Annotated in this window: 23 protein-coding genes; 15 read left to right on the top strand and 8 right to left on the bottom strand. The window is 68.3% G+C overall.

Annotated features, from left to right (window positions below):
* The first annotated feature begins 7 nt into the window (after window positions 1-7).
* From GU927_RS06595 to GU927_RS06570, 6 genes are all read left to right on the top strand, one after another.
* Window positions 8-499, top strand: coding sequence for a chemotaxis protein CheW (locus GU927_RS06595; protein ID WP_161761561.1), 492 nt, complete (start codon window positions 8-10; stop codon window positions 497-499).
* A gap of 4 nt (window positions 500-503) precedes the next feature.
* A complete protein-coding gene (locus GU927_RS06590; RefSeq protein ID WP_161761560.1) occupies window positions 504-1,346 on the top strand; it encodes a CheR family methyltransferase in 843 nt (280 codons plus the stop codon).
* 1 nt (window position 1,347) lies between these two features.
* Window positions 1,348-2,457 carry a protein-glutamate methylesterase/protein-glutamine glutaminase gene (locus GU927_RS06585; RefSeq protein WP_161761559.1) on the top strand — a complete coding sequence of 370 codons (1,110 nt, stop codon included), beginning with the start codon at window positions 1,348-1,350 and terminating at the stop codon, window positions 2,455-2,457.
* Window positions 2,454-4,175, top strand: coding sequence for a hypothetical protein (locus tag GU927_RS06580; RefSeq protein WP_161761558.1), 1,722 nt, complete (start codon window positions 2,454-2,456; stop codon window positions 4,173-4,175). The genes GU927_RS06585 and GU927_RS06580 overlap by 4 nt, the downstream gene beginning before the upstream one ends.
* Before the next feature lie 123 nt (window positions 4,176-4,298).
* Window positions 4,299-4,475: a hypothetical protein gene (locus GU927_RS06575; protein WP_161761557.1), complete on the top strand. Its 177-nt coding sequence runs from the start codon at window positions 4,299-4,301 to the stop codon at window positions 4,473-4,475.
* 16 nt (window positions 4,476-4,491) lie between these two features.
* Window positions 4,492-4,977, top strand: a complete 486-nt coding sequence (locus tag GU927_RS06570) for a cytochrome b (protein WP_161761556.1) — start codon at window positions 4,492-4,494, stop codon at window positions 4,975-4,977.
* A gap of 6 nt (window positions 4,978-4,983) precedes the next feature.
* On the opposite strand, the gene GU927_RS06565 is transcribed toward GU927_RS06570, so the two are convergent.
* On the bottom strand, window positions 4,984-5,757 hold the full coding sequence (locus tag GU927_RS06565) for an alpha/beta fold hydrolase (RefSeq protein WP_161761555.1): 774 nt from the start codon (window positions 5,755-5,757) through the stop codon (window positions 4,984-4,986).
* Window positions 5,758-5,861: 104 nt separating this feature from the next.
* Between GU927_RS06565 and GU927_RS06560 the strand changes: the two genes are divergently transcribed.
* Window positions 5,862-6,233 carry a hypothetical protein gene (locus GU927_RS06560; protein ID WP_161761554.1) on the top strand — a complete coding sequence of 124 codons (372 nt, stop codon included), beginning with the start codon at window positions 5,862-5,864 and terminating at the stop codon, window positions 6,231-6,233.
* A 66-nt stretch (window positions 6,234-6,299) separates the two neighbouring features.
* Here the strand turns inward: GU927_RS06560 and glyA are convergent, their stop codons facing one another.
* Window positions 6,300-7,595, bottom strand: a complete 1,296-nt coding sequence (glyA, locus tag GU927_RS06555; protein ID WP_161761553.1) for a serine hydroxymethyltransferase — start codon at window positions 7,593-7,595, stop codon at window positions 6,300-6,302.
* A gap of 240 nt (window positions 7,596-7,835) precedes the next feature.
* On the opposite strand from glyA, the gene GU927_RS06550 reads away from it, so the two are divergent.
* Window positions 7,836-8,603, top strand: coding sequence for an NAD kinase (locus GU927_RS06550; protein ID WP_161761552.1), 768 nt, complete (start codon window positions 7,836-7,838; stop codon window positions 8,601-8,603).
* Window positions 8,604-8,760: 157 nt separating this feature from the next.
* Here the strand turns inward: GU927_RS06550 and GU927_RS06545 are convergent, their stop codons facing one another.
* From GU927_RS06545 to GU927_RS06530, 4 genes are all read right to left on the bottom strand, one after another.
* Entirely contained in the window at window positions 8,761-10,161 is a 1,401-nt protein-coding gene (locus GU927_RS06545) for a sigma-54-dependent transcriptional regulator (protein ID WP_161761551.1), read from the bottom strand.
* Entirely contained in the window at window positions 10,161-10,535 is a 375-nt protein-coding gene (locus GU927_RS06540; RefSeq protein ID WP_161761550.1) for a hypothetical protein, read from the bottom strand. Before GU927_RS06540 ends, GU927_RS06545 begins: the two co-directional genes overlap by 1 nt.
* Window positions 10,536-10,647: 112 nt before the next feature.
* Complete coding sequence (locus GU927_RS06535) at window positions 10,648-12,540, bottom strand: propionyl-CoA synthetase (protein WP_161761549.1); 1,893 nt, start codon at window positions 12,538-12,540, stop codon at window positions 10,648-10,650.
* Between the two features lie 419 nt (window positions 12,541-12,959).
* A complete protein-coding gene (locus tag GU927_RS06530) occupies window positions 12,960-15,251 on the bottom strand; it encodes an NADP-dependent malic enzyme (protein WP_161761548.1) in 2,292 nt (763 codons plus the stop codon).
* A 139-nt stretch (window positions 15,252-15,390) separates the two neighbouring features.
* On the opposite strand from GU927_RS06530, the gene GU927_RS06525 reads away from it, so the two are divergent.
* From GU927_RS06525 to GU927_RS06495, 7 genes are all read left to right on the top strand, one after another.
* Window positions 15,391-16,485 carry a cupin domain-containing protein gene (locus GU927_RS06525; protein ID WP_161761547.1) on the top strand — a complete coding sequence of 365 codons (1,095 nt, stop codon included), beginning with the start codon at window positions 15,391-15,393 and terminating at the stop codon, window positions 16,483-16,485.
* Between the two features lie 387 nt (window positions 16,486-16,872).
* Entirely contained in the window at window positions 16,873-17,265 is a 393-nt protein-coding gene (locus GU927_RS06520; protein ID WP_161761546.1) for a cytidine deaminase, read from the top strand.
* Between the two features lies 1 nt (window position 17,266).
* A complete protein-coding gene (locus GU927_RS06515) occupies window positions 17,267-18,574 on the top strand; it encodes a thymidine phosphorylase (RefSeq protein WP_161761545.1) in 1,308 nt (435 codons plus the stop codon).
* Entirely contained in the window at window positions 18,574-19,770 is a 1,197-nt protein-coding gene (locus GU927_RS06510) for a phosphopentomutase (RefSeq protein WP_161761544.1), read from the top strand. The genes GU927_RS06515 and GU927_RS06510 overlap by 1 nt, the downstream gene beginning before the upstream one ends.
* A gap of 8 nt (window positions 19,771-19,778) precedes the next feature.
* The gene (locus GU927_RS06505) at window positions 19,779-20,756 is read left to right on the top strand and encodes an adenosine deaminase (RefSeq protein ID WP_161761773.1); all 978 of its coding nucleotides are present in this window, start codon (window positions 19,779-19,781) and stop codon (window positions 20,754-20,756) included.
* Complete coding sequence (gene upp, locus GU927_RS06500) at window positions 20,749-21,381, top strand: uracil phosphoribosyltransferase (RefSeq protein WP_161761543.1); 633 nt, start codon at window positions 20,749-20,751, stop codon at window positions 21,379-21,381. The genes GU927_RS06505 and upp overlap by 8 nt, the downstream gene beginning before the upstream one ends.
* A gap of 39 nt (window positions 21,382-21,420) precedes the next feature.
* Window positions 21,421-22,644 carry an SPOR domain-containing protein gene (locus tag GU927_RS06495; protein WP_217765550.1) on the top strand — a complete coding sequence of 408 codons (1,224 nt, stop codon included), beginning with the start codon at window positions 21,421-21,423 and terminating at the stop codon, window positions 22,642-22,644.
* 21 nt (window positions 22,645-22,665) lie between these two features.
* On the opposite strand, the gene GU927_RS06490 is transcribed toward GU927_RS06495, so the two are convergent.
* Entirely contained in the window at window positions 22,666-23,682 is a 1,017-nt protein-coding gene (locus GU927_RS06490; RefSeq protein ID WP_161761541.1) for a hypothetical protein, read from the bottom strand.
* Window positions 23,683-23,794: 112 nt separating this feature from the next.
* Window positions 23,795-25,420 (bottom strand): AMP-binding protein, encoded by a 1,626-nt coding sequence (locus GU927_RS06485; RefSeq protein ID WP_161761540.1) that lies wholly within the window; start codon window positions 25,418-25,420, stop codon window positions 23,795-23,797.
* Window positions 25,421-25,456 lie beyond the last annotated feature (36 nt).

The following is a 25,456-nucleotide window of genomic DNA, read 5'->3' as shown; positions in this document are numbered from 1 at the left end:
GGACGCGATGAGCAGCGTGGACGTCGTCACCTTCATCGCGGAAGGGTCGCTTTACGCGGTGCCGGTCAGCCGTGTGCAGGAAATCCTTGACCTGCGCCCGGTGGCGGCGATGCCCAACGCGCCGGCCCATCTTCTGGGGATCATCGACCTGCGGGGGGCCAATATCCCCGTGGTCGACCTGCGCCGGCTGCTGGGCCGTCCGGCGGGCGAGGATACGGCGCAGAGCCGTATCCTTGTCGTGTCGGTGACGCATGGCGGAGCGCGGGCGACCATCGGGGTCAAGACCGACCGCGTGATCGAGGTGACCGCGCTGGACGATCCCGAGCTGCGCCCGCTGGAAGAGGCGGAGCTGCTGCAATGGTCGGGCAGCGCCATCGCGGGCATCGGGCGCTGCAAGGGCGAGGTGGTGAGCGTGCTGGACCTTGACCGGTTGTTCACCCGCCGCGATCTGGCGGCGGCGCCAGTTCTGGCCGCGGCCGATCTGGACGACGTGGCCTGATCCCATGACCCAGACGGCGAACCACACCACCCATGGCGACCGATTCCGCGAGCTGATCCGGTCCATCACCGGCATCAGCCTGCCGCCGAGCAAAGTGCAGATGATCGACCAGCGGCTGCGGCGGCGTGTCATGGCCTTTGGCCTGCCCGACACCGAGGCCTATCTTGAAAAGCTGCTGGGCGGGGCGCTGCCCGGCGATGAATTGCGCACGGTGATCGACCTGATCACCACCAACACCACCAGCTTCTTCCGCGAGGCGGACCATTTCGACTATCTGGCCGACCACATCGCGCGAGAGATCGCGGGCAAGGCCGGTGCGGGGCGGCGGGCGCGGCTGAAGCTGTGGTCGGCGGCGTCGTCAGAGGGGGCCGAGGCCTATACCGCGGCGATGGTGCTGGAGGAGGCGCGGCGCAAGGGGCTGCCCTTCGACTATGCCATCCTTGGCACCGATATCAGCCAGCGGATGCTGGAACGGGCCGAGGCGGCGATCTATGGCAACGACCAGTTGACCACGGTGCCGACCGACCTGCTGCGGCGCTATTTCCTGTCGTCGCGCGATCCGTCGGTGGCGGGCAAGTCGCGCGTGGTGCCGGAACTGCGCCGCCATGTGCGGTTCCGCCATCTGAACCTGATGGACGAGACCTATCCCGTCGACCGCGATGTCGACGTGATCTTCCTGCGCAACGTGCTGATCTATTTCGATCCCGACGACAAGGAGCGGGTGGTGGAGCGGTTGGCACGGCATTTGAAGCCCGGTGGCTATCTGCTGGTGGGCCATGCCGAGAGCATGGTGGTGCGTAACGATAACCTGCGGCAGGTCAAGCCGACGATTTTCCAGAAGATCTGACATGCCCCTCACCCCATCCGAACCCGTCAAGGTGCTGATCGTGGACGACTCGACCTCGGCCCGCGCGATGCTGCGGTCGATCGTCGAGAAGGACCCGGGGCTGACCGTGATGGGGACCGCGCCCGATGCCTTTGCCGCGGCGAAGATGATGAAGGCGAACCTGCCGGACGTGATCCTGCTGGATCTGGAACTGCCGGGGATGGACGGGTTGACCTTCCTGCGCCGGATCATGGAGCAGCGGCCGATTCCGGTGGTGGTCTGTTCCGGCTTCACCGCGCGCGGGTCCGAGCAGAGCCTTGCCGCGCTGGAGGCGGGGGCGCTGGAGGTGATCCTGAAGCCCGGCGCGGGGGATGAACGCGCGCGGGCCGAGGCGCAGGTGCGGATTTGCGACGCGCTGCGCGCGGCCAGCCAGTCGCGCAGCGGGCGGGGCAGCGTGCCGGGCGCGCTGCGCGGGCCGGGGCAGAAGCTGTCGGCGGACGAGGTGCTGCCGCCGCCGAACCTGTCCAAGCCGGTGCCGGTGACCGAGCCCGTGGTGGTGATCGGTGCCTCGACCGGCGGGACCGAGGCGCTGCGCGCGCTGCTGATAGCGCTGCCGCCGGATGCGCCCGCCATCGCCATCGTCCAGCACATGCCCGCAGGCTTTACCACAGCCTTCGCGCGGCGGCTGGACGGGCTGTGCGCGGTCGGCGTGTCCGAGGCGGTGGATGGCGCGATGCTGAAACAGGGCGAGGTGCTGATTGCGCCGGGGGACCGGCACATGATGCTGCGCCGCCTGCCTTCGGGATACCGCGTCAACGTGGTCGAGGGGCCCTATGTCAGCCGTCACCGCCCGTCGGTGGATGTCCTGTTCCGGTCGGCGGCGACGGCGGCGGGGGCGAATGCGCTGGGGATCATCCTGACGGGGATGGGCGATGACGGCGCGCGCTGCATGGGCGAGATGAAGGCGGCAGGCGCGCTGACGCTGGCGCAGGACGAGGCGAGTTCGGTTGTGTACGGGATGCCGCGCGAGGCGGTGAGGATGGGCAGCGCGGTGCAGAGCGTCGCGCTGGACCGGATGGCGGCGGCGATCATGGCCTTTGCCCGCCGTCACAGGACAGGAGTGCAGGCATGACGATCGCAACCCCCGTTTCCGCCCAGCAGCGCCGCGCGGCCCCCGGGGATGCGCTGTCAGGCGTGCTGCGCCTTGCCGAGGACTGTTTCGTGCAGGCGGGCGACGGGCTGTCGCGCGCGGTCGAGATCCTGCGCGGGACCGAGGCGCTTTTCGCGCGGCTGGACGTGACGCTGGGCGAGGAGACGAGCCGCCAGCTCGGGTCGCTGATCGCCGAGACCTTCGGGAATGTGGGCGTGATCCGCGCCGATTTCGACACGTTCCTGAGCCAGAGCGAGGGGCTGCGCGCTGCCGTCCGCAGTGTGCGGGTCGAGGTGAGCGAACTGGACCGCGTGGTGCGGACGATTTCCAACGTGTCGATCAACGCGCGCATACAGGGCAACGGGCTGGTGCCGCCGCGCCCGCAGGTCAATTCCTTTATCGAGCGGCTGGCGGCCATGGCCTCCGAGGCCGAGGGCATCCTGCAGGAGGTCAAGGATGCCATGGTGGGCATCGGCCATGATACGGCGGCGATGGACCTTGCCCTGCAGGAGTTGCGGCAGGAATTGCTGGTGCAGGTGCTGCCGACGCTGAGCCGTTTTGCGGGCATCGCCCAGAAGGTGCAGGACGGGCGGGCCGAGATGACGCGGATGAGCGCCGACCTGTCCGAGCGGATGCGTGACGTCTTTGCCGAGGTGTCGCGGCTGATCATGGCGCTTCAGGCGGGGGATTCCACCCGCCAGCGGCTGGAGCGGGTACGCGAGGTGGTGGATGCCGCGGGCAGCACGGGCGACGCGGCGCTGGAGGCGGTGCTGGTCGATCTGGCGCGCGGTCTGGCCGATGCGGCGCGGACCGATGCCGAGGACGAGGTGGGCATTTCGGTCGCCGCGCTGGAGATGGTGCGGCGCAATGCCGAACAGGCGATGAATGCCGCCCGGGTGTTCTATTTCGCGCAGGCCGGACGGGGCCGCGACGGCGCTGCGGGCGAGGGCAGCGGGCCGGGGCAGCTGGAGGCCAGTCTGGGCCGCGTGCGGCGGCATCTGGTGGCGATGCGGGCCTGCGCGGATGACCTGCGCGGGCGGCTGGACCTGATCCTGAAGCACGAGGCGACGATCCGCCAGATTGCCCAGCAGGTGCGTCTGTCGGGGCTGAACGCGGTGCTGATCTGCGCCAAGCTGGGCGAGGAGGGGCGGTCGCTGCGCGAGCTGGCGCAATGGCTGCGGATGCTGACCGATGAAAGCGACGCGATCGTGCAGCGGTTGCAGGTCAATCTGGGCGAGACGCGGACGCGCACGCGCGAGGCGGGACAGGCGGGCGTGGACCGGCTGGAGACGGCGCTGTCGGGCTTCATCGGGGATGCCGAGGCGCTGAACGGGGCCATGACGCAGATCGACAGCGTGGTGTCCGAGACGGCGCGGGGCTTTGACGCGGCGGGGCGGGAACTGCCCCACCGGCTGGGGCAGGCCGCCGGACGGCTGGAGGCGTTCCGGATCGCGCTTGCCGATGTGCGGACGCTGTCGGTGTCGCTGGGCCTGCGGAGAATGCAGCTTGCCGATCCGGTGCTGCCCTTTGCCGCGGGCAGTGCCGCCGCAGAGCTGCTGGCGGGGCTGCGGTCGCGCTGCACCATGCAGCAGGAGCGGGCGATCCATGACGGGATCGTCGGGACGGGCGCGGCACCTGCGGCCGTTGCCCCGCCCCCGCAGGCGGTGGCCGAGGAATCGCTGGACGACATCCTGTTCTGACGCGCCTGTCCGCGCGACTGCGGTCAGGCGGGCGCGGACCGCGGATTTGACAGGGATCAAGGCGCGGGCGGCGGCAGGATGCGACCTTGGCAGCAACGGACCGCGCCCTACCGGAGAGCTGCCATGTTGCGCCACAGTCTGCCCGTGTTCCTGCCGCTTGCCCTGATCCTGTCGGTGGCGGGCGTGGCCTATACCGTCACCATGGGGCATCTTGATCCCCAGCGGCTTGTCGCGGCGGCGCTGACGGGGGCGGTGCTGGCATTGGGGGTGACGCCTCTCATGCTGCGGGCGCGGGAATGAGCGGGGAGAGTGTGTGATGGCACCCAAGGGATATTCGCGCCTTCAGATCGCGCTGCACTGGGTCGTCCTGCCGCTGATCGCGGTCAATCTGGTCTTCGAGGACTGGATCGAGACCGCTTGGGAGCAGGTGGAACATGGCGGGCCTGCCCTCTATGACGCGGGCGCGCTGGCCCATATCGGGGTGGGCGTGGCGGTGCTGGTCCTTGCGCTGTGGCGTCTGGGGCTGCGGCTGGGGCGGGGCGTGCCGGACCTGCCCGCGGGCAATCCGCCGCTGATGCGGGTGGCGGCGCATCTGGGGCATTGGGCGCTTTATGCCGCGATGATCGGGGTGCCGGTCGTCGGGCTCATGGCGTGGTTCGGCGGGTCCGAGGATCTGGCCGAGCTGCACGAGCTGGGCAAGCCGGTCTTCATCCTGCTGGTCGCGGGGCATGTGGCGGCGGCGGTCTGGCATCAGGTCGTGCTGAAGGACGGGCTGATGGCGCGGATGAAACGGGCGGGATAGGCCGGTTCAGGCGTTCAGGAAGACGCGGGCCGTTTCCTCGAATTCGCGCGGTTTCTCGGCGTGGAGCCAGTGGCCGGTGCCCGGGATCTTCGCAAAGCGCGCGGCGGGAAACAGGGCGCGGATCGTGTCGCGATATTCCGGTTTGACGTAATGGCTGTCCGCCCCCGTCAGGAACAGCGCGGGGCGGTCGAATTGGCCTTGGGTGCCGGGCCAGCCGACGATCTTTGGCATCTCGCGCGCCAGCGTGTCGAAGTTCAGCCGCCAGCGCGGGCCGCCTTCGGCCTTGAGGTCCAGCGATTGCAGGAAGAAGGCGCGCAGCGAGGGGTCGTCGATATGGGCCGAGAGGCGGCGGTCCGCCTCGCCGCGCGTTGTCAGGCCGGTGAGGTCGAGGGCGCGCATGGCGTCGATGTGGCGGGTCTGGTCGTGGCTGTAGGCCACGGGGGCGATGTCGGCCACGATCAGGCGGCGGATCAGGTCGGGCTGGGTGAGCGCCAGTTGCATCGCGGCCTTGCCGCCCATGGAATGGCCCAGAAGGTCGACAGGCGCGCCGACATGGCGCGCGACTTCGGCCAGATCGGCGGCGAGGTCGGGGTAGCTGTGGCTTTCGGTGCGGGGGCTTTCGCCGTGGTTTCGCATATCCACAGCCCAGACGTCGCGGGTATCGGCCAGACGGCGGGCGATGACGCCCCAGTTCCGGCCCGAGCCGTAAAGGCCATGCGCGATCACCAGCGGGGGATGGGTCCGTTCGCCACTGGCAGGGTGGTGGATCAGGTTCAGCATTGTTTCCCCCATGCCGTCGCGCCGTTTCCGGCGGGGTGGTTTTTCCGCCGCAGTCTTGCCGCTATTCTGCCGCAATCCACAAGGGCTTCGGGCGGGGTTCGGCCATGACGGCAAATGCGATCATCCTGCGGCAGAAGACCGGCCGTCTTGCCGAGGTGCTGGAAGAGCGGGCGGGCGTCAAGGGGCCGACGCTTCAGGCGCGGTTGCAGCGCGCGCGGCGGCTTTTGCCGCGCGAGGTGCGGGCGGCGGGGGCGCGGATCGTGGCGGCGGAACGCAGGGCGGACGAAGGCGGGATGCGCGACAGCGACGCGCTGCGGTTCGATCAGGATTACCGTCTGGTGCTGCGGCATCTGCAGGGGCTGGATGCCCGCGCGCGGCAAAGGGCGCGGCGCTGGGCCCTGCTGCGCGACGGGGTAACGGCCTTTGCGGCGGGGATGCTGCTGGGCTTGGGTCTGGTCTCGTCCGGGGTGATCTGAGCGGGCCGCCAAATGCAAGGGCGCGCCGTCCTGCGACGGCGCGCCCTGCGAAGTTCCGTAAGGAAATCAGAGGTTCGGGTAGATCGGGAAACGCTGGCAAAGCGCCTCGACCTCGGCCTTCACCTTGGCTTCGACCGCGCCGTTGCCATCCTCGCCATTGGCGGCAAGGCCGTCGACGACTTCGGTGATCCAGCGGGCGATCTGGCGGAATTCCTCTTCACCGAAGCCGCGGGTTGTGCCTGCGGGGGTGCCCAGACGGACGCCCGAGGTGATGGTGGGCTTTTCGGTGTCGAAGGGGATGCCGTTCTTGTTGCAGGTGATGTGGGCGCGACCCAGAGCCTTCTCGGTCGCGTTGCCCTTCACGCCCTTGGGGCGCAGGTCAACCAGCATCAGGTGCGTGTCGGTGCCGCCGGTGACGATGTCCAGCCCGCCCTTCATCAGCTCGTCCGCCAGAGCCTTGGCATTGGCGACGACCTGCTTCTGGTAGGTGACGAAGCCGGGTTGCAGCGCCTCGCCGAAGGCCACCGCCTTGGCCGCGATCACGTGCATCAGGGGGCCGCCCTGGATGCCCGGGAAGATGGCCGAGTTGCACTTCTTCGCGATCTCTTCCGAGTCGGTCAGGATCATGCCGCCGCGCGGGCCGCGCAGGGTCTTGTGCGTGGTGGTGGTGGCGACATGGGCATGGGGGAAGGGCGAGGGGTAGAGGCCCGCCGCGACCAGACCGGCGAAATGTGCCATGTCCACAAGGAGATAGGCGCCGACCGAATCCGCGATCTCGCGCATCCGCTTGAAGTCGATGACGCGCGGGATGGCCGAACCGCCGGCGATGATGAGCTTCGGCTTGTGCTCGGCCGCCAGTTCCGCGACCTGATCGTAATTCAGTTCGAGGTCCTGCTTGCGCACACCGTACTGGATGGCCTTGAACCACTTGCCCGACTGGTTGGGCGCGGCGCCGTGGGTCAGGTGGCCGCCTGCATCCAGCGACATGCCGAGGATGGTGTCGCCGGGCTGCAGCAGCGCCTGGAAGACGCCCTGGTTGGCCTGGCTGCCCGAGTTCGGCTGGACGTTGGCGAAGCCGCAGTTGAACAGCTTGCACGCCCGCTCGATCGCCAGATTCTCTGCGATGTCAACGTATTGGCAGCCGCCATAGTAGCGCTTGCCGGGGTAGCCCTCGGCGTATTTGTTGGTCATCACCGAGCCTTGCGCTTCCATCACGGCGCGCGAGACGATGTTTTCCGAGGCGATCAGTTCGATCTCGTGCCGCTGGCGGCCGAGTTCCTGCGTGACGGCGCCGAAGAGTTCGGGGTCGCGCGAGGCGAGCGATTCAGTGAAGAAACCGGAGTCGCGGTGGGGGGCGTTCATGTGCTCTCCTTAAGGCGGTGCCAAAGGCGGTGGTCGCGGGCTTGCGCTGCATCTAGCGCGAAGGAACGAATGCGGAAAGGCAAGAAAACGACTCCAAACCCTGTCGCTGCGAAATAAATGGACGGATCGGAAAGAAGGTTGCCCATCGGAACGGTCAGGCAGGGGTTGAGTTCGCGCCCTGCGCCCCGCAAGACTGTGGCGCAGGCGCAAGTGGTGCGCGGGACGGGGAGCCTTTGCCAGATGCCGTTTGACCGGATCGCCTTCATGGCCTCGACCGCGCCGGCGGCGGTGGAGGCGCTGCATGTGCTGACGGCCCGTTACGGGCAGGTGCCGCTGGAGAAGGCAGATGTTGTGGTTGCCCTTGGGGGTGACGGCTTCATGTTGCAGACCCTGCACGAGACCGAGGCGCTGGCCCTGCCGGTTTACGGGATGAATTGCGGCACGATCGGGTTCCTGATGAACGCCTATCAGCCCGGCGACCTGCCCGCGCGGGTGGCGCAGGCCGAGGAGGCGGTGCTGAACCCCCTGCGGATGCGGGCGGTCGGCGTGGATGGCGTGGTGCACGAGGCGCTGGCGATCAACGAGGTAAGCCTGCTGCGCGCGGGTCCGCAGGCGGCGAAGCTGCGGGTCATCATCGACGGGCGGGTGCGGATGGAGGAGCTGGTCTGCGACGGGGCGCTGGTGGCAACGCCCGCGGGATCAACGGCTTACAACTATTCGGCCCATGGTCCGATCCTGCCCATCGGGGCGGATGTGCTGGCGCTGACGGCGATGGCGGCATTCCGGCCAAGGCGGTGGCGCGGGGCGCTTTTGCCCAAGACGGTGACGGTGCGGTTCGAGGTGCTGGAGGCGGCGAAGCGGCCGGTGATGGCGGATGCCGACAGCCGCGGGTCGGTCAGGGCGGTGGCGAGCGTCGAGGTGCGGTCGGAACCGGCGGTGCGGCACCGCATCCTGTTCGATCCGGGGCATGGGCTGGAAGAGCGGCTGATCAACGAGCAGTTTGTCTAAGTCCCTGCGGACGCACGGTTTATTTGCGGCAGAGGGCGCGCGGAGCCGTGCCGCGGGTTGTGCAGGCGGCTGTACCGCAGGCTGTGCATACGCGCGGTGGGGTGCGGGGGCGTTAACCATGGGGCGGAAAGGGGTGATTCGCTCCGCAGGGAGCGCTTCAGCCCTTCCAGCCGTCGAGTTTGCGGTAGAGCGTCGAGGGTGCGATTTCCAGCACGCGTGCGGCCTTGGGGACCGAGCCGTCGAAGCGGGCCAAGGTCGCCTCGATCACGATGCGTTCGATCTCGGCCAAAGGGCGGCCGACCAGCGTGTCGAGCGCGGGTTCCTGTGTGAGCGGGGCAAGCGTCGCGGGGGGCGGGGTGAAGCCGCCCTCGTCCGCCACGATGTCGGGTAGCATGTCGGGGGTGACAGGGCCGCCTTCGTTCATCACCACGACATGGCGGATCACGTTGAGAAGCTGGCGCACGTTTCCCGGCCATGGCAGGCGGCGGAAGAGGGCGGTCACCTCGGGCGAGAGCCCGTCGAAGCGGCGGCCTTCCTCGGCCGCGAAGCGGGCAAGCGCGGCCTCGGCGATCTCGATCACGTCGTCGTCGCGTTCGCGGAGCGGCGGCATGTGGATCGGGACGACATATAGGCGGTAGTAGAGATCCTCGCGGAACTGGCCGCGGCGGACGGCGTCGAGCGGGTCCTGATTGGTGGCGCAGACGATGCGGACATTGACCTTGCGCGGGCGGGTGGCCCCCACGGGCTGCACGGTGGAGGTTTGCAGGAAGCGCAGCAGTTTGGTTTGCAGCGCGGGGGCCATCTCGCAGATTTCGTCAAGGAAGAGGGTGCCGCCATCGGCGGCGGCGGCGGCGCCGGGCTTGTCGGAGATGGCGCCGGTGAAGCTGCCCTTCACATGGCCGAAGACTTCTGATTCCAGCAGATCCTGCGGGATCGCGCCGCAGTTCAGCGCGATGAAGGGGCCGCCCGCGCGGGCGGAATTGTCATGCACGGCAAGGGCGCAGAGTTCCTTGCCGGTGCCGCTTTCGCCGGTGATGAAGACGGTGGCCATGGACCGCGCGACGGAGCGGATCTTGGCGTGGATGCGGGACATGGCGGCAGAGGAGCCGACGAAGGCGCCGGTTTCGGGCAGAAGGGCGGCGGGCGTGACTACGGGGCGTGGCGCGGGTGGCGGGGCGCGGCGGGGGCCGGAGCGACCGGCGAGCGCGTTGTCCACCGCGCCCAGAAAGCGCGTCTCGTCAAAGGGTTTGACGAGGAATTCGTGGGCACCGGCGCGCATCGCCTCGACCGCCTTGTTGATCGAGCCGTTGGCGGTGATGACGATGACGTTGACCTCGGGGCGGAGGGCCAGCATCTCGCGCATGAGGTCGAGCCCGTCGCGGTCGGGCAGCATGAGGTCGAGAAGGATGACGCTGGAGCCGGTTTCGAGGAAGGCGGCAAGCCCTTCGGCGGCGGTGCCTGCGGTGCGGACGGCGTGGCCCGCATTGGTCAGGACCGAGCGGTAGACCATCTGGAGCGAGGGCGTGTCCTCGATCAGGAGGAGGGGCGTCTGCGGCATCAGCTGGCCCCCGCATCGGGAAGGCGGGCCGCGAGCAGGGCGATGACGCCGCGCAGATCAGCAAGGAGCGGTGCGGCAAGGCTGTCGATGCGACGGGCGGCGCGGTCATGGGCGGCGGTGTTGATCTCGACCGCCAGCGCGTGCAGGCCGGCGGCCCCGATGGTGCCCGCCACCGAGATCAGGACATGGGTCTGGCTGCGGATGAGGCTGTGGTCCTTGTCCCGCAGGGCGGCGGAGAGGGTCGCGTCGACGCCGCGCAGATCGGTGACAACCTGCGCGAGGATGCGCGCGGCCATGTCGGGGCCGGCGAGGGCGAGGATGTCGCGCAGGGCCTGACCGTCGCCCAGCAGGCCGATCGCGGCGGGGGCGGTCATGCCGCCCCCTGCCGCGGGGCGGGGTGGGTGATATGGGCAGCAGGCCGGATCATGCGTTCCAGACTACCCGCGCGGGGCGGGTTGTCCAGTCTGGCTTCGCCCATCCCCGCCGTCAGGCGCGGGCGAGGCCGAGGCTTTGCAGCGCCGTGCGGATCTCGTCCAGGATGGCGGGATCGTCGATGGTGGCGGGCATCTTGAAATCCTGCCCGTCGGCGATCTTGACCATGGTGCCGCGCAGGATCTTGCCCGAGCGGGTTTTGGGCAGGCGGTCCACCACGACGGCGCGTTTGAAATCGGCGACGGGGCCGATCTTTTCGCGCATGAGGGTGACGCATTCCTTGACGATGTCGGCATGCGGGCGGGTGCAGCCCTTGTTCAGGCAGAGGAAGCCCAAGGGGGATTGGCCCTTCAGCTCGTCCGAGATGCCGATGACGGCGCATTCGGCGACGTCCTTGTGGAAGCCCAGCACTTCCTCCATCGCGCCGGTCGACAGGCGGTGGCCCGCGACGTTGATGACGTCATCGGTGCGGGCCATGATGTAGAGATAGCCGTCCTCGTCGATATAGCCCGCATCGCCGGTTTCGTAATGGCCGGGGAAATGGGTGAGGTAGGATTTGCGGAAGCGGTCCTCGGCGTTCCAGAGCGTGGGCAGGGTGCCGGGGGGGAGGGGGAGTTTGATGGCGATGGCGCCCAGTTGGCCGGGGGCGACGGGGTGGCCGCCTTCGTCCAGCACCTGCACGTCGAAGCCGGGCATGGCGACGGAGGGGGAGCCGACCTTGATGGGCAGCTGTTCGATGCCAAGGGGGTTCGCCGCGATGGCATAGCCGGTTTCGGTCTGCCACCAGTGGTCGACGACCGGCACGTTCAGGTGGCGGCTGGCCCAGTTGATGGTGTCGGGATCGGCGCGTTCGCCGGCGAGGTAGAGGGCCTGCAGGTTGGTCAGGTCGTAGTCCTTGACCAGATGCCCTTCGGGATCGTCGCGCTTTATGGCGCGCAGGGCGGTGGGCGCGGTGAAGAAGGAGCGGACCTTGTGTTCGCTGATGACGCGCCAGAAGGCGCCCGCGTCGGGGGTGCCGACGGGTTTGCCTTCGTAGACGAGGGTGGTGCAGCCCGCGATGAGGGGGGCGTAGCAGATGTAGCTGTGGCCCACGACCCAGCCCACGTCGGAGGCGGCCCAGAACACATCCCCCACGCCGCAATTGTAGATGGCGCGCATGGTCCATGCGAGTGCGACGAGGTGGCCTGCAGTGGGGCGGACGACGCCCTTGGGCGCGCCTGTGGTACCGGAGGTGTAGAGGATATAGGCGGGGTGGTTGCCTTCCACGGGTTCGCATTCGGCCGGTTCGACGCCGTATTGGAAGGAGTGCCACGCCACGTCGCGGCCTTCGATCAGCTTGGCCACTTCCTGTTCGCGCTGGAGGATCACGCAGAAGTCGGGCTTGTGGGTCGCCATGTCGATGGCGGCATCGAGGAGCGGTTTGTAATGCACGACGCGCGAGGGTTCGATGCCGCAGGAGGCGGCGATGATGGCCTTGGGCGTGCAGTCATCGATGCGGACGGCGAGTTCGTTGGCCGCGAAACCGCCGAACACCACCGAATGGATCGCGCCGATGCGGCCGCAGGCGAGCATGGCTTCCAGCGCCTCGGGGACCATCGGCATGTAGATGATGACGCGGTCGCCCTTGGCGACGCCCTTTGCCTTCAGCGCCCCTGCGAGGCGGGAGACGCGGTCGTGAAGTTCGGCATAGGTGATGACGTGTTTGGTCCCCGTCACGGGGCTGTCATGGATGATGGCGGGCTGCTTGCCGCGTCCGGCGATGACGTGGCGGTCCACGGCGTTCCAGCAGGTGTTGACGCGGGCGTCGGTGAACCATTCATACAGCGGCGCGCGGGACGCGTTCAGCGCGTGGGTGGGTTTCGACACCCAGTCGATGGCCCCTGCGGCGTCGAGCCAGAAGCCTTCGGGGTCGGCCTGCCATTTCGCATAGAGTTCACGGTATGCCATCGTATGCCCTCCTCCACGAGTTGCGGTTTGTTACGCGACGGCGGGCTGTTCACGCAACGCTGTTACCGTGAACAGGGGGCGGGTGCGGCAAAAAGTTTTGCAGATTTGGTGCGGGTGGGCTGCAAAGTTTTGCAAATATTTGGGAATTTCGCGCGGGGGAGCGAAGCGGGGCGGGGTTTGCAAAGTTCGGGGCGACTCGGTTTGCAGGTGGGGAGGGGCGCGAGTGTTGGTTTTGTCTGGTGGTGCGCGACGGGCGGGGATCACCCGGGCCCAAAAGGCCCGGGTGGCGGCCGTCCCGCCCCCCCGGGGCGGCCGCACATATATGTGCAGCCACCCCGGCGTGACGGCCGCCACCCTGACGACGCGCGGTGCCGGGTTCGCGTGTGCCGTAGGATGGGCAATATTTCCCATCCTACGGCTTAGCCGTAGTGTGTCACCGGCGTTCCGGCCAGCGCCGAGATGTTCAGCAATCCCCGCGCGGTGATGGCGGGGGTGACGATATGGGCCTTGTTGCCCATGCCCATCAGGATCGGCCCGACCTCCAGCCCGTTCGCCTTCATCTTGAGGATGTTGCGCGAGGCGGCGGCGGCGTCGGTCGAGGCGAAGACGAGGACGTTGGCCGCCCCTTCCATCCGCGAGTTCGGGAGCAGGCGGTCGCGCAGGGACTGGTCGAGCGCGCTGTCCACGTTCATCTCGCCCTCATAGCAGAAATCGGGTTCGCGCGCGTCGAGCAGTTCGAGTGCGGCGCGCATCCGCTGGGCTGCGGAATTGTCCATGTTGCCGAACTGGCTTTGCGTGCAGAGCGCGATCTTGGGGACAAGGCCGAAGCGGCGGACGTGGCGGGCGGCACCGATCACGGTTTCCATGATCTGCTGCGGGGTCGGTTCGGGGTTCACCTGCGTATCCGCGATGAAGAGCGGCCCGTCCTCGAGGATCATGAGCGAGAGCGCGCCGACGGGATGCAGGCCGCCCCGCGCCAGAACCTGCCGGATGTAGTTCAGGTGCCAGTGATACTGCCCGAAGGTGCCGCAGATGAGGCTGTCGGCCTCTCCGCGATGGACCATGATCGCGCCGATGGCGGTGGTGTTCGTCCGCATGACCGCCCGCGCGATGTCGGGCGACACGCCGCGCCGCGCCATCAGGTCGTGATAGGTGCCCCAGTAATCGCGGTAGCGCGGGTCGTTTTCGGGGTTCACGAGGTGGACATCCTGACCGGGCCGGATGGGCAGGCCCGCGCGTTCGCAGCGCATCTCCACCACTTCGGGGCGGCCGATGAGGACGGGGATGTCGTTGGTTTCCTCCATCATCGCATGGGCGGCGCGCAGGACGCGTTCATCCTCGCCCTCGGCAAAGACGATGGTGCGGGAGGCGGCGCGCGAGGCTTCGAACACGGGGCGCATGATGAGGGCGGATTTGAAGACCGATCCGTCCAGCTTGCGCTTGTAGGCGTCGATATCCTCGATGGGCCGCGTGGCGACGCCCGACTCCATCGCGGCCTTCGCCACGGCGGTGGCGACGACGCCGATCAGGCGCGGGTCGAAGGGTTTGGGGATCAGGTAGTCGGCACCGAAGGACAGCTTCTCGCCGGAATAGGCGGCCGCTGCCTCGGCGCTTGTCGTGGCGCGGGCCAGCGCGGCGATGCCTTCGATGCAGGCCAGTTCCATCTTCTTGTTGATCTCGGTCGCGCCCACGTCCAGCGCGCCCCGGAAGATGAAGGGGAAGCAGAGGACGTTGTTGACCTGATTGGGGAAGTCCGACCGACCCGTCGCGATGATCGCATCCGGCGCGACAGAACGGACCTGATCGGGCAGGATTTCGGGCGTGGGGTTGGCAAGGGCAAAGACGATGGGGCGGGGGGCCATCTTGGCCACCATCGCGGGCGTCAGCACGCCGGGGCCGGAGAGGCCGAGGAAGAGGTCCGCGCCCGCAATCACCTCGTCCAGCGTGGCGGGGGTGGTGCCTTGGGCATAGGCCTCTTTCTGGGCGGTCATCTGGTCGTGGCGGCCTTCATAGACGAGCCCCGCAAGATCGCAGAGCCAGACATTCTCGCGCTTGACGCCAAGGTTGAGGAGCATGTTCAGGCAGGCGATGCCGGCCGCCCCGCCGCCGGTGGAGACGACCTTGATATCCTGAAACCGCTTGCCCGCGACGAGAAGCGCGTTGGTCGCCGCCGCGCCCACCACGATCGCGGTGCCGTGCTGGTCGTCATGGAAGACGGGGATGTTCATCCGCTCGCGGCACAACTTTTCGACGATGAAGCAGTCGGGGGCCTTGATGTCTTCGAGGTTGATCGCGCCGAAGGTGGGTTCGAGGGCACAGACGATCTCGGCCAGTTTCACCGGATCGGGTTCGTTCAACTCGATGTCGAAACAGTCGATATTGGCGAATTTCTTGAAGAGGACGGCCTTGCCCTCCATCACGGGCTTCGACGCCAGCGCGCCGATGTTGCCAAGGCCGAGGACGGCGGTGCCGTTCGAGACGACCGCGACGAGGTTGCCGCGCGCGGTGTAGCGCGAGGCGGTGGCGGGGTCGGCCTTGATTTCGAGGCAGGCTTCGGCCACGCCGGGGGAATAGGCGCGGGACAGGTCGCGGCCGTTGGCCAGAGGTTTGGTGGCGCGGATCTCCAGTTTCCCGGGCTTGGGGAATTCGTGGTAGTCCAGCGCCGCCTGCCGCGCATTGTCGCGACCGTCACCCTTTGCCTGTTCGTCCATCGTCCCCCCGCCCGTTTTGTTCAACGTTAAACTATTTTCTGGCGTCCAATTTGCTGTCCTTTCCAATAGGCGTTTTCGGCCCCGCTTGCAAATCCCCGGAAGGCGCGGCCATTCTTCGCAGCGATGGACGGAGGGGAAGATGTTCGAAGTCAAAGGCGAAACGCGGGCCGAGGTGCGGTTGCCGACGCAGGAATTGCGCGACGACCTGCCGTTCTGGACGAAGAAGCTGGGGTTCCGGCTGGACATGATCTATCCGGCCGACAACCCGGAAGTGGCGGTGCTGTCGGGGCACGGGTTGCGCCTGCGTATCCAGAAGGGGGCGGTGGAGCATCCGGGGACGGTGCGGATCCTGACGGATGAGGAGGGGTTCGCGGGGGGCGAGCGGTTGCTGGTCGCGCCCAACGGCACGCGGGTGGAGATCGACCAGGCCAACCCGCCCTTGGTGCTGCCGCCGACGGAACATGCCTTCGTCGTGCGGCGGCTGGCGGAACAGGCGCCCTGGATCATCGGGCGGGCGGGGATGCAGTACCGCGATCTGGTGCCGTCGCGTCTGGGCGGCGCGATGATCGCATCGCATATCCGCATCCCCGATGGCGGGCCGGTGCCCGACATGGTGCATTTCCACAAGGTGGGCTTCCAGCTGATCTTCTGCATCAATGGCTGGGTCGATGTGGTCTATGAGGATCAGGGGCCACCGATCCGGCTCACGGCCGGGGATTGCTTCATTCAGCCGCCCGAGATCCGGCATCGCGTGCTGCATGCCAGCGACGGGATCGAGGTGATCGAGATCGGGGTGCCGGCCGAGCATATCACCGAGATCGACCACGAGATGGTACTGCCGACCCCCCATCTGCGGCCGGACCGCGAATGGCAGGGCCAGCGCTTCGTCCATGATCAGGGCGCGAAAGGGGTGTTCCGCCCCTTCCGCCTGCCGGGCTTTGTGGCGCGGGATACGGGGATCCATGAGGCGACGAAGGGGGTGGCGTCGGTGATGGTGGCGCGGCCTGACGGGGGCGGGACGGCATGGACGAAGCATGGCGGGAATATCCTGTTCTGTTTCGTGATGTCGGGGAGCTTCGTGCTGGAGGGCGAGGGGAAGGACCCCTTCCGCCTGTCGCCCGGCGATGCCTTTGTCATCCCGCCGGGGATGGCCACGCGCTATGCCGATCCGACGGGGGATCTGGAGCTGCTGGAGGTGACCTTGCCGGGCAATCCCGCAACCACGGTGATCTGACGGCGCGGGCGTGCCGCCCGCACGCCATGCATCGGGGGGCATTCTTCTCCCGTCGCCGCGCGGGCGCGGCGACTCCCCTGAGGATATTTGTCGACGGAAAATGCGGGCGCGTTCAGGGTTCCTTAACCGGCGTGGGAGAAAGTCGGGCTTGCGGTACAGGCGGGGACGCCGATGACCGCGACGGGAAATGGCACTCCGTCCGGGTTCCGGGCGGAGTGTTTTCCATTTTCCGTCCGGAAATATCCTGCGGGGGGTGAGGCGCGGCACGCGCCGAGGGGGGCGCAAAGCCCCCCTGATCCTTCACGGGCAAATCGTGACTGCTTGCCAATCGGGGCGCAGCCTTCCAGACTGTGACCATCCGGTCAGATTTTGCAGGAGCCGCGCCCCATGACCCTTCTTGCCAGAGCGACCGAGGTCCGCGAGCGGGCCTATGCGCCCTATTCCCGTTTCAAGGTCGGGGCCGCGCTGCGGACGGTCGACGGGGCGGTCTTCACCGGCTGCAATGTGGAAAATGTCGCCTATCCCGAGGGCACTTGCGCCGAGGCGGGGGCGATTGCCGCGATGGTGGCGGGCGGAGGGCTGCGGATCGCGGAGGTCTGCGTGATTGCCGACAGTCCTGAGCCGGTGCCGCCCTGCGGCGGCTGTCGGCAGAAGATCGCGGAATTCGCCGCGCAGGACGTGAAGGTCACGCTCTGCACCACGGACGGGAAGGCGCGGGTGATGACGGTGGCGGAGTTGCTGCCCGGGGTGTTCACCGCCGCGCATATGGACCGGGCCTGAGGTGGACGCGCGGGCGATCATCGCGAAGCTGCGGGACGGGGGGCAGCCTTCGGCGGACGAGCTGGGCTGGTTCGCGCGCGGGCTGGCGGATGGCACGGTGAGCGACGCGCAGGCGGGGGCCTTTGCGATGGCCGTCCTGCTGCGGGGTCTGGGCGAGGCGGGGCGCGTCGCACTGACGCGGGCGATGCGGGATTCGGGGCGGGTGCTGGAGTGGGACCTGAACGGGCCTGTGATCGACAAGCATTCCACGGGCGGGATCGGGGATTGCGTGTCGCTGCTTCTGGCGCCCGCCTTGGCGGCCTGTGGCGCCTATGTGCCGATGATTTCGGGGCGGGGCTTGGGCCATACCGGCGGGACGCTGGACAAGCTGGAGGCGATTCCGGGGTTCCGCACGGGGTTGGGCGAGGAGGCGCTCAGGCGGCAGGTGGGCGAGGTGCGCTGTGCCATCGTGGCGGCGAGTGCCGAGATCGCGCCGGCGGACAAGCGGCTTTATGCGATCCGCGATGTCACCTCGACGGTGGAGAGCGTGGACCTGATCACGGCGTCGATCCTGTCGAAGAAGCTGTCGGCGGGGCTGGAGGCGCTGGTTCTAGATGTGAAATGCGGGTCGGGCGCGTTCATGGATACGCTGGAGAAGGCGGAGGAACTGGCGCGGGCGCTGGTCACCACGGCGCAGGGAGCGGGGTGCATGACGCGGGCCTTGGTGACCGACATGAGCCAGCCGCTGGCCACGGCGGCGGGCAATGCGCTGGAGGTGATCGAGGTGATGGAGACGCTGACGGGGACATCCGTCAACGTGGCGCTGTGGGATCTGACGGCGGCTTTGGGGGGCGAGGCGCTGGCGCTGGGCGGGTTGGCGGCGGATGCCGAGGATGGCGAGGGGCGGATCATCGAGGCGCTGGAGAACGGGCAGGCGGCGGAGTGGTTCGGGCGGATGGTCGCGGCGCAGGGCGGGCCTGCCGATTTCGTGGAGCGCTGGCCGGACCGGTTGCCGAGCGCGCCTGTCGTGCTGGAGGTGCCCTGTGACAGCGACGGGTTCATCGTGGCGATCGACGGGCGGGCCTTGGGCGAGGCGGTGGTGCATCTGGGCGGGGGACGGCTGCGCGAGGGGGACCGGATCAACCCGTCGGTGGGGTTGAGCGATCTGGCAGGTCTGGGCGAGGGCGTGTCGCGGGGCGTGCCGCTGGCCATGGTCCATGCGGCCGATCAGGCGGCGGCGGAGCGGGCGGTCAAGTCAGTGCAGGCGGCCTATCGCGTGGGGACATCCGCGCCGGACGAGCCGCCTTTGGTGTTGAAGCGGGTGGGATGATGGCGCGGGCCTTTCTGGTGGTGATGGATTCCGTGGGCTGCGGGGGCGCGCCGGATGCCGATGCCTTTGGCGATGCGGAGTCCAACACGCTGGGCCATATCGCGGCGGCCTGTGCGGAGGGGCGCGCGGAGGAGGGGCGGAGCGGGCCGTTGTCTGTGCCGAACCTCGATGCGCTGGGGCTGGGGGCGGCGGTCAGGCTGGCCTCGGGCCATGCGATGCCGGGTTTGACGGCGGTGCCTGCGGGGCGCTGGGGTGCTGCGACCGAAGTGTCGCGGGGCAAGGATACGCCGTCGGGGCATTGGGAACTGGCGGGGGTGCCGGTGCCGTGGGACTGGACCTATTTCCCCGATACGGTTCCGGCCTTTCCCGACGATCTGGTGGCGGAGGTTTGCCGGTTGGCGGGGGTTGCGGGGATATTGGGCAACTGCCACGCCTCGGGGACCGAGATCATCGACCGGCTGGGGGCCGAGCATCTGCGGACGGGGTGGCCGATCTGCTATACCAGCGCGGACTCGGTCTTCCAGATTGCCGCGCATGAAGAGGTGTTCGGGCTGGAGCGGCTGGTGGCGCTGTGTCGTGATCTGGCGCCGCGGCTGCATGCGATGAAGGTCGGGCGGGCGATTGCGCGGCCTTTCGTGGGCGCGCCGGGGGATTTCCGGCGCACGGGGAACCGGCGAGATTTCGCGATTGCGCCTCCCGCGCCGACGCTGCTGGATTGGGTGCAGGTGGCGGGGCGGGTGACGCATGCGGTGGGGAAGATTGGCGATATCTTCAGCCATCGGGGGATTTCGCACCTGCACAAGGGCAAGGATGATGCTGCCCTTTTCGATCATCTGGACCGGCTGGGGGCAGAGGCGGAGGAGGGGTCCTTGACCTTTGCCAACTTTGTCGAGTTCGACACGAATTTCGGGCATCGCCGCGATGTGGCGGGCTATGCGCGGCAGCTCGAATGGTTCGATGCGCGGGTGGGGGCGTTTCTGGCGCGGCTGGGGCCCGGGGATCTGGCGGTGTTCACGGCGGATCATGGCAATGATCCGACCTTCCGCGGGACGGAGCACACGCGCGAGAGGGTGCCGGTGGTCTGTCATGGCGCGGGGGGCGGCAGTTTCGGGCTGTGCGGGTTTGTCGATGTGGGGGCGTCGGTCGCGGCGCATCTGGGGATTGCGGCGCAAGGGCCGGGGAGGAGCTTCCTGTGATTTCGACCATGCCGAAGGTGGAATTGCACCTGCATCTGGAGGGGGCGGCGCCGCCCGCCTTCATCCGCGGGCTGGCGCAGGAGAAGAAGGCCGATATCGGCGGGATTTTTGATGAGCGGGGGAATTACAGGTACAAGGATTTCTGGGATTTCCTGAAGGTTTACGAGGCGGCGACGTCTGTCCTGACGACTCCGGACGATTACGCGCGGCTGGTGCTGGCGGTGCTGGAGGAGAGTGCGAAGTCCGGGGTTGTCTATAGCGAGACCTTCCTTTCCCCCGATTTCTGCGGGGGCCGCGATGTGGGCGCGTGGCGGGAATACCTGCATGCCATGCGCGAGGCGGCAGACAGGGCCGAACGGGAGATGGGCATCACCCTGCGGGGGATCATCACCTGCATCCGGCATTTCGGCCCCGAGAAGGCGCGGGAAACCGCGCTTTGTGCGGCCGAGACGGCGGGGGACTGGATCGTGGGTTTCGGCATCGCGGGCGACGAGAAGGTGGGCAAGCCCAAGGATTACCTGTGGTCCTTCGACTGCGCGCGCGAGGCGGGGTTGCGGCTGACCGCCCATGCGGGGGAATGGGGCGGGCCGGAGTCGGTGCGCGATGCCGTGCGCGATCTGGGGGTGGAGCGGATCGGGCATGGCGTGCGGGCGATCGAGGATCTGGCGCTGGTCGATGAACTGGCCGAGCGGGGGATCGTGCTGGAGGTCTGCCCGGGATCGAACATCGCGCTGGGCATCTATCCCGACTGGCGCAAGCATCCCATCGGAGAGTTGCACCGCAGGGGCGTGAAGGTGACGGTGTCGACCGACGATCCGCCCTTCTTCCACACCACCATGGCGCGGGAATATGACCGGCTGAACGCCGCCTTCGACTGGGACGAGGGGGTTTTTGACGGGATCGCGCGCACCTCGCTTGACGCCGCCTTCTGCGATGGCGATACGCGGGAGCGCATCAAGAAAAAGCTGGAGGCCCGCGATGCTTGACCATCTGACAGTCGTTTCCCATCCGCTGGTCCAGCACAAGCTGACGCTGATGCGCGAGAAGGACACCTCGACCGCGTCCTTCAGGCAGCTGCTGCGGGAAATCAGCCTGCTGCTGGCCTATGAGGTCACGCGGGAACTGCCGATGACCACCAAGCGGATCGAGACGCCGCTGTGCGAGATGGATGCCCCCGCGATCGAGGGCAAGAAGCTGGCGCTGGTGTCGATCCTGCGGGCGGGGAACGGGTTGCTGGACGGGATACTGGAGCTGGTTCCGGCGGCGCGGGTGGGGTTCGTGGGGCTGTACCGCGATCCGCAGACGCTGCAACCGGTGCAGTATTACTGCAAGCTGCCCGAACAGCTGGAGGATCGGGTGACCATCGTGGTCGATCCGATGCTGGCCACCGGCAATTCCAGTGCGGCGGCGGTGGACCTGATCAAGCAGAAGGGCGCGCGGAACATCCGCTTCCTGTGCCTGCTGGCCGCGCCCGAAGGGATCGCGCGGATGAAGGAAGCCCATCCCGATGTGCCGATCGTGACGGCCTCGGTCGACAGCCATCTGAACGACCATGGCTATATCGTTCCGGGTCTAGGGGATGCGGGCGACCGGATGTTCGGTACAAAATAACGGGTTGAGCCCCCTTTACCCCGACCCCTCTCCCGTTGCATGATCTGGCCACGCTACTGGGGGGTAGTCATGTTCGTGAAGGTTTTTGTCGGGGCCGTTCTGGCCTCGGCTCTGGGTGTTTTCGGCGCCCTCGCCCAAACTGCCGCCGATGTGGGCGGGCCGCGCGAGCGGCCTCCGGCGGATTTCCGTGGACAGCAATTCGTCGACAGCCGCGGCTGCGTCTTCCTGCGCGCCGGAATCGGCGGGGCGGTGAACTGGGTGCCGCGCGTGGACCAGAACCGCAAGGCGATGTGCGGCTATCCGCCCACCTTTGGCGGCGGCAAGCCCGTGGCCGTGGCGGCGGCGCCTGCGCCCGCGCCTGCCCCTGCCGTGGCTGCCGCGCCCAAGCCGCAGGTCGCGCCGAAGCCCGTGGTGCGCGCGGCCGAGCCGCCACCCGAAAGCTATGTCCCCGCGCCGGTCCGCAACGCGCAGGCGGCCCCCGCACCGATGCCGCGTGTCGCGCCCGTGCTGGCAGCGCCCGCGCCGCTGCCGGTGGTGCGGAGCATGGAGCCGTCCTTCTCGGGCAGCCGGATCGGGTGCACGCGGTCGGCGCCCGTGCCGCAGCGGCTGCAACTGACCAATGGTGGCAGTGTCGTGGTCTGCACGCGCGGGGATGGCAGTCTGGATGGCCTGCGCGCGCCGGTCTATCCGCGCGGGGCGGGGGTGGGGGCGTCGCTGACGCCGCCCGCCGTCGCGGCGCCGCGTGCGGTCGTGCCGCTGGGCCAGCCGTCGGGGATCGGGGATGGCCGTCCGGGTGCGCGGGTGGCCGGCGTTGTGCCGGTGCCCGAAGGCTATCGCGTGGCGTGGGAGGATGACCGGCTGAACCCGCTGCGCGGGGTGGGCACGGCCCAAGGGCAGGCGATGCAGGATCAGGTCTGGACGCGCAAGGTTCCGGCGACGCTGGTCGCGGATGCGCCGCGCCGGCAGCGGGTGAACGAAGGCGAGGTCGTGCTGTCGGCGAAGAACGCGCCTGCGGCGGCGGCCCCGAAGGCGGCGGGTGGTCGCGTCTATGTGCAGGTCGGCAGCTTTGGCGTGGTGTCCAATGCGGCGGGCGCTGCGGCGCGGCTGGCGGCGCTGGGTCTGCCGGTGGCGCAGTCGCAGGGGCGGATCGGGGGCAAGGTGGTGCAGGTGGTGCTGGCCGGTCCCTTCGGATCGGCCGCCGAGGCGCAGGGCGCGCTGGGCACGGTGCGCGAAGCGGGCTTTGGCGATGCCTTCCTGCGGTGACGGGGGCGCGGCTGCGCGCTGTCACTTGCAGATGGACTTGAGCGCCTCCCAATCCTCGACATTCAGAAGCGCGCGGGGCGTGCCGCCGCGATAGGGGTCGGCCTCGATCAGGCCGAGCGTGCTTTCCCCCGTGGGGTCCAGCGCGAAGCCATAGGCGGCGGAGGAGACGGCGGCGGCGTCGAAGCGGGAGAGCAGCGGTTCGGCGGCAGGGGCGGGGCGGGGGGCGGCGAGGAACGCCTCGCCATAGCCCGACAGCGCGCCGTCGGGCAGGGTTCCGGTGGTCAGGAGCCGCAGGGTGGCGGCAAGGCCCGCATGGCGCAGGATGGGCAGCATCGGGTCTTCGGTTTCGGCGCGCAGGGTTTCGGCAAGGGCGAAGCCTGCGGGGGCATCGGGCAGTTGCGCCGCGTCGATCATCGGCGCGCCCAGCAGGATGACATTGGCGGGCAGGGCGGCGGCTTGGGGCAGCCCCTCTTTCAGAACGACGAATTCCACGCCGGTCCCGCCGAACAGCCGTTCCGACAGCAGGTCCAGCGCCCGTTTGCCAAGCGGGGTGGAGCAGGGCGCGCCGGTCAGGCGGGTGATGTCGGCCAGCGCCTGCCCCGCGATTTGCAGACGGGTGGCAGGGGGCAGCATGGCGGCGGTGTGGCGCACCAGCGCGTCGGGCAGGAAGATCGCGCCCACGGCAAGGATGGCCAGCGTCGCCCCGCCAAGGATCGTGCCGCGCAGCCGGCCCGAGCGGGGCTTGCCCTTCTTCAGCGCGCCGCGGATGGTTTCCAGCGCCGCGATCATGTCGGCATCATCGATTTCCAGCGTCTCGTCCGTGTCGAAACCGGGGGCGTAGAGCGCGGGCAGCACGCCGGGGTTCAGCCGTTCCACGGCGGGCAGGGACCAGTGGGACAGGGCAAGCTCGCTGCGCGGATCGGAGAGGACGAGGGTGGCGTCGCGGAAGGCCACGACCACCTCGCGCCGCTGCGCGTCCGGCGCATCGCGCCAGAGGCCGGGGCTTTCCAGCCTCTGGTATTTCGTGAGCGCGGTCATTGCGCGGGGTCTGCCTTGGCCTGTCCTGTCCAGTTGCAACAGACGTTACCGCAGCGCCCTGTCCGCCACAAGCAACGGGGGGCTGGCCTCCCTCTGCCGTCGGCAGCGACTGTCAGGCGTCCAGCAGTTTGGCCACGGCGCGGAGTTCGAATTTCTGGATCTTGCCGGTCGAGGTCTTGGGCAGTTCGGCAAAGACCACGTGTTTCGGCGTCTTGAAGCCCGCCAGACGTTCGCGGCAGAAGGCGATCAGCTCTTTCTCGGTGGCGGTCTGCCCCGGTTTCAGCTCGACGAAGGCGCAGGGCACTTCGCCCCATTTCTCGTCCGGTTTGGCGACCACGGCGCAGAGCAGGACGGCGGGGTGGTGCATCAGCGCGCCCTCGACCTCGACGGAGCTGACGTTTTCGCCGCCGGAGATGATGATGTCCTTGGCGCGGTCGGTGATCTTGATATAGCCGTCGGGATGCTGGAAGGCGATGTCGCCGGAGCGGAACCAGCCGCCCTTGAAGGCCTCGGCCGTGGCCTTGGGGTTCTTGTAATAGCCCTTCATCACCATGTTGCCGCGCATGGCGATCTCGCCCAGATGCGCGCCGTCGCGGGGGACGGGGTTGCCATGGGTGTCGTGCACCTCGGCCCCTTCGAGCATGGGCATGGCGATGCCGGTGCGGGCCTTGTAGGCGGCGCGGTCGTCTTTCGATGCGCCGTTCCATTCGTCGCGCCATGTGCATTCGGTGGCGGGGCCGTAGGTTTCGGTCAGGCCGTAGACCTGTGTGACGTTGAAGCCCAGCGGTTCGAAGGCGGCAAGGGTGGCGGCGGGGGGCGGGGCGCCTGCGGTGAAGACTTCGACGATATGGTCGAAGGGGCGGCGGTCGGTTTCGGGGGCGTTGATGATGGTGTTCAGGACAATGGGCGCGCCGCCGAAATGGGTGACGCCCTCATCCGCGATGGCGTCATAGATGGCCTTGGCCGTGATGTCGCGGCAGCAGACGAGGGTTCCGGCAAGGATGGGGGTCATCCATGTGTGGGTCCAGCCGTTGCAATGGAAGAGCGGCACGATGGTCAGGTAGACGGGGTGGAGCACCATGCGCCATGACAGGATGTTGGCGGTGGCGGACAGATAGGCGCCGCGGTGGTGGTAGACCACGCCCTTGGGCCGCCCCGTGGTGCCGGAGGTGTAGTTGATGGCGATGGATTCCCATTCATCCTGCGGCATGATCCATGCCGCGTCGGGGTCGCCCTGTTCCAGCAGCGCGTCCCAGGTCAGGTAATGGCCCGATGCGGTGAAGCCTTCGTCCACCACCTCGATGATCCGGGGGGCGGGGCCTTCCATGCGTTTGATGGCGTCCTCGGCCAGCGGAAGGAAGGCCGTGTCGCACAGCACGATCTTTGCGCCTGCATGGCCGAAGATATAGGCCACCGTATCGGCGTCGAGGCGGGTGTTGATCGTGTTCAGGATGGCACCCGCGGCGGGGACGCCGAAATGGGCCACGGCCTGCGGCGGGATGTTAGGCATGAGGGTGGCCACCACATCGCCCGGCGCGATGCCGTGGCGGGCAAGGGCCGAGGCGAGGCGCGTCACCTGTCCGGCATAGTCGGCATAGGTCAGGCGGGTGGATTTCCAGACGACGGCGGTGCGGGTCGCGTGCAGGTCGGCGGCGCGCTTGAGGAAACTGAGCGGTGTGAGCGGGACATAATTCGCCGCGCATTTTTCCAGACCCGTCTCGTCGGCCAGCCAACCCATCCGTCACTCTCCCCTTGATAATTATGCGTCATGTCG

This window comes from Paragemmobacter amnigenus, from assembly GCF_009908265.2.
GTDB classification, from domain to species: Bacteria; Pseudomonadota; Alphaproteobacteria; order Rhodobacterales; family Rhodobacteraceae; genus Paragemmobacter; species Paragemmobacter amnigenus.
The sequence above is the reverse complement of the archived record's forward strand: the minus strand, read 5'-3'. Positions and strand labels throughout refer to the sequence as shown.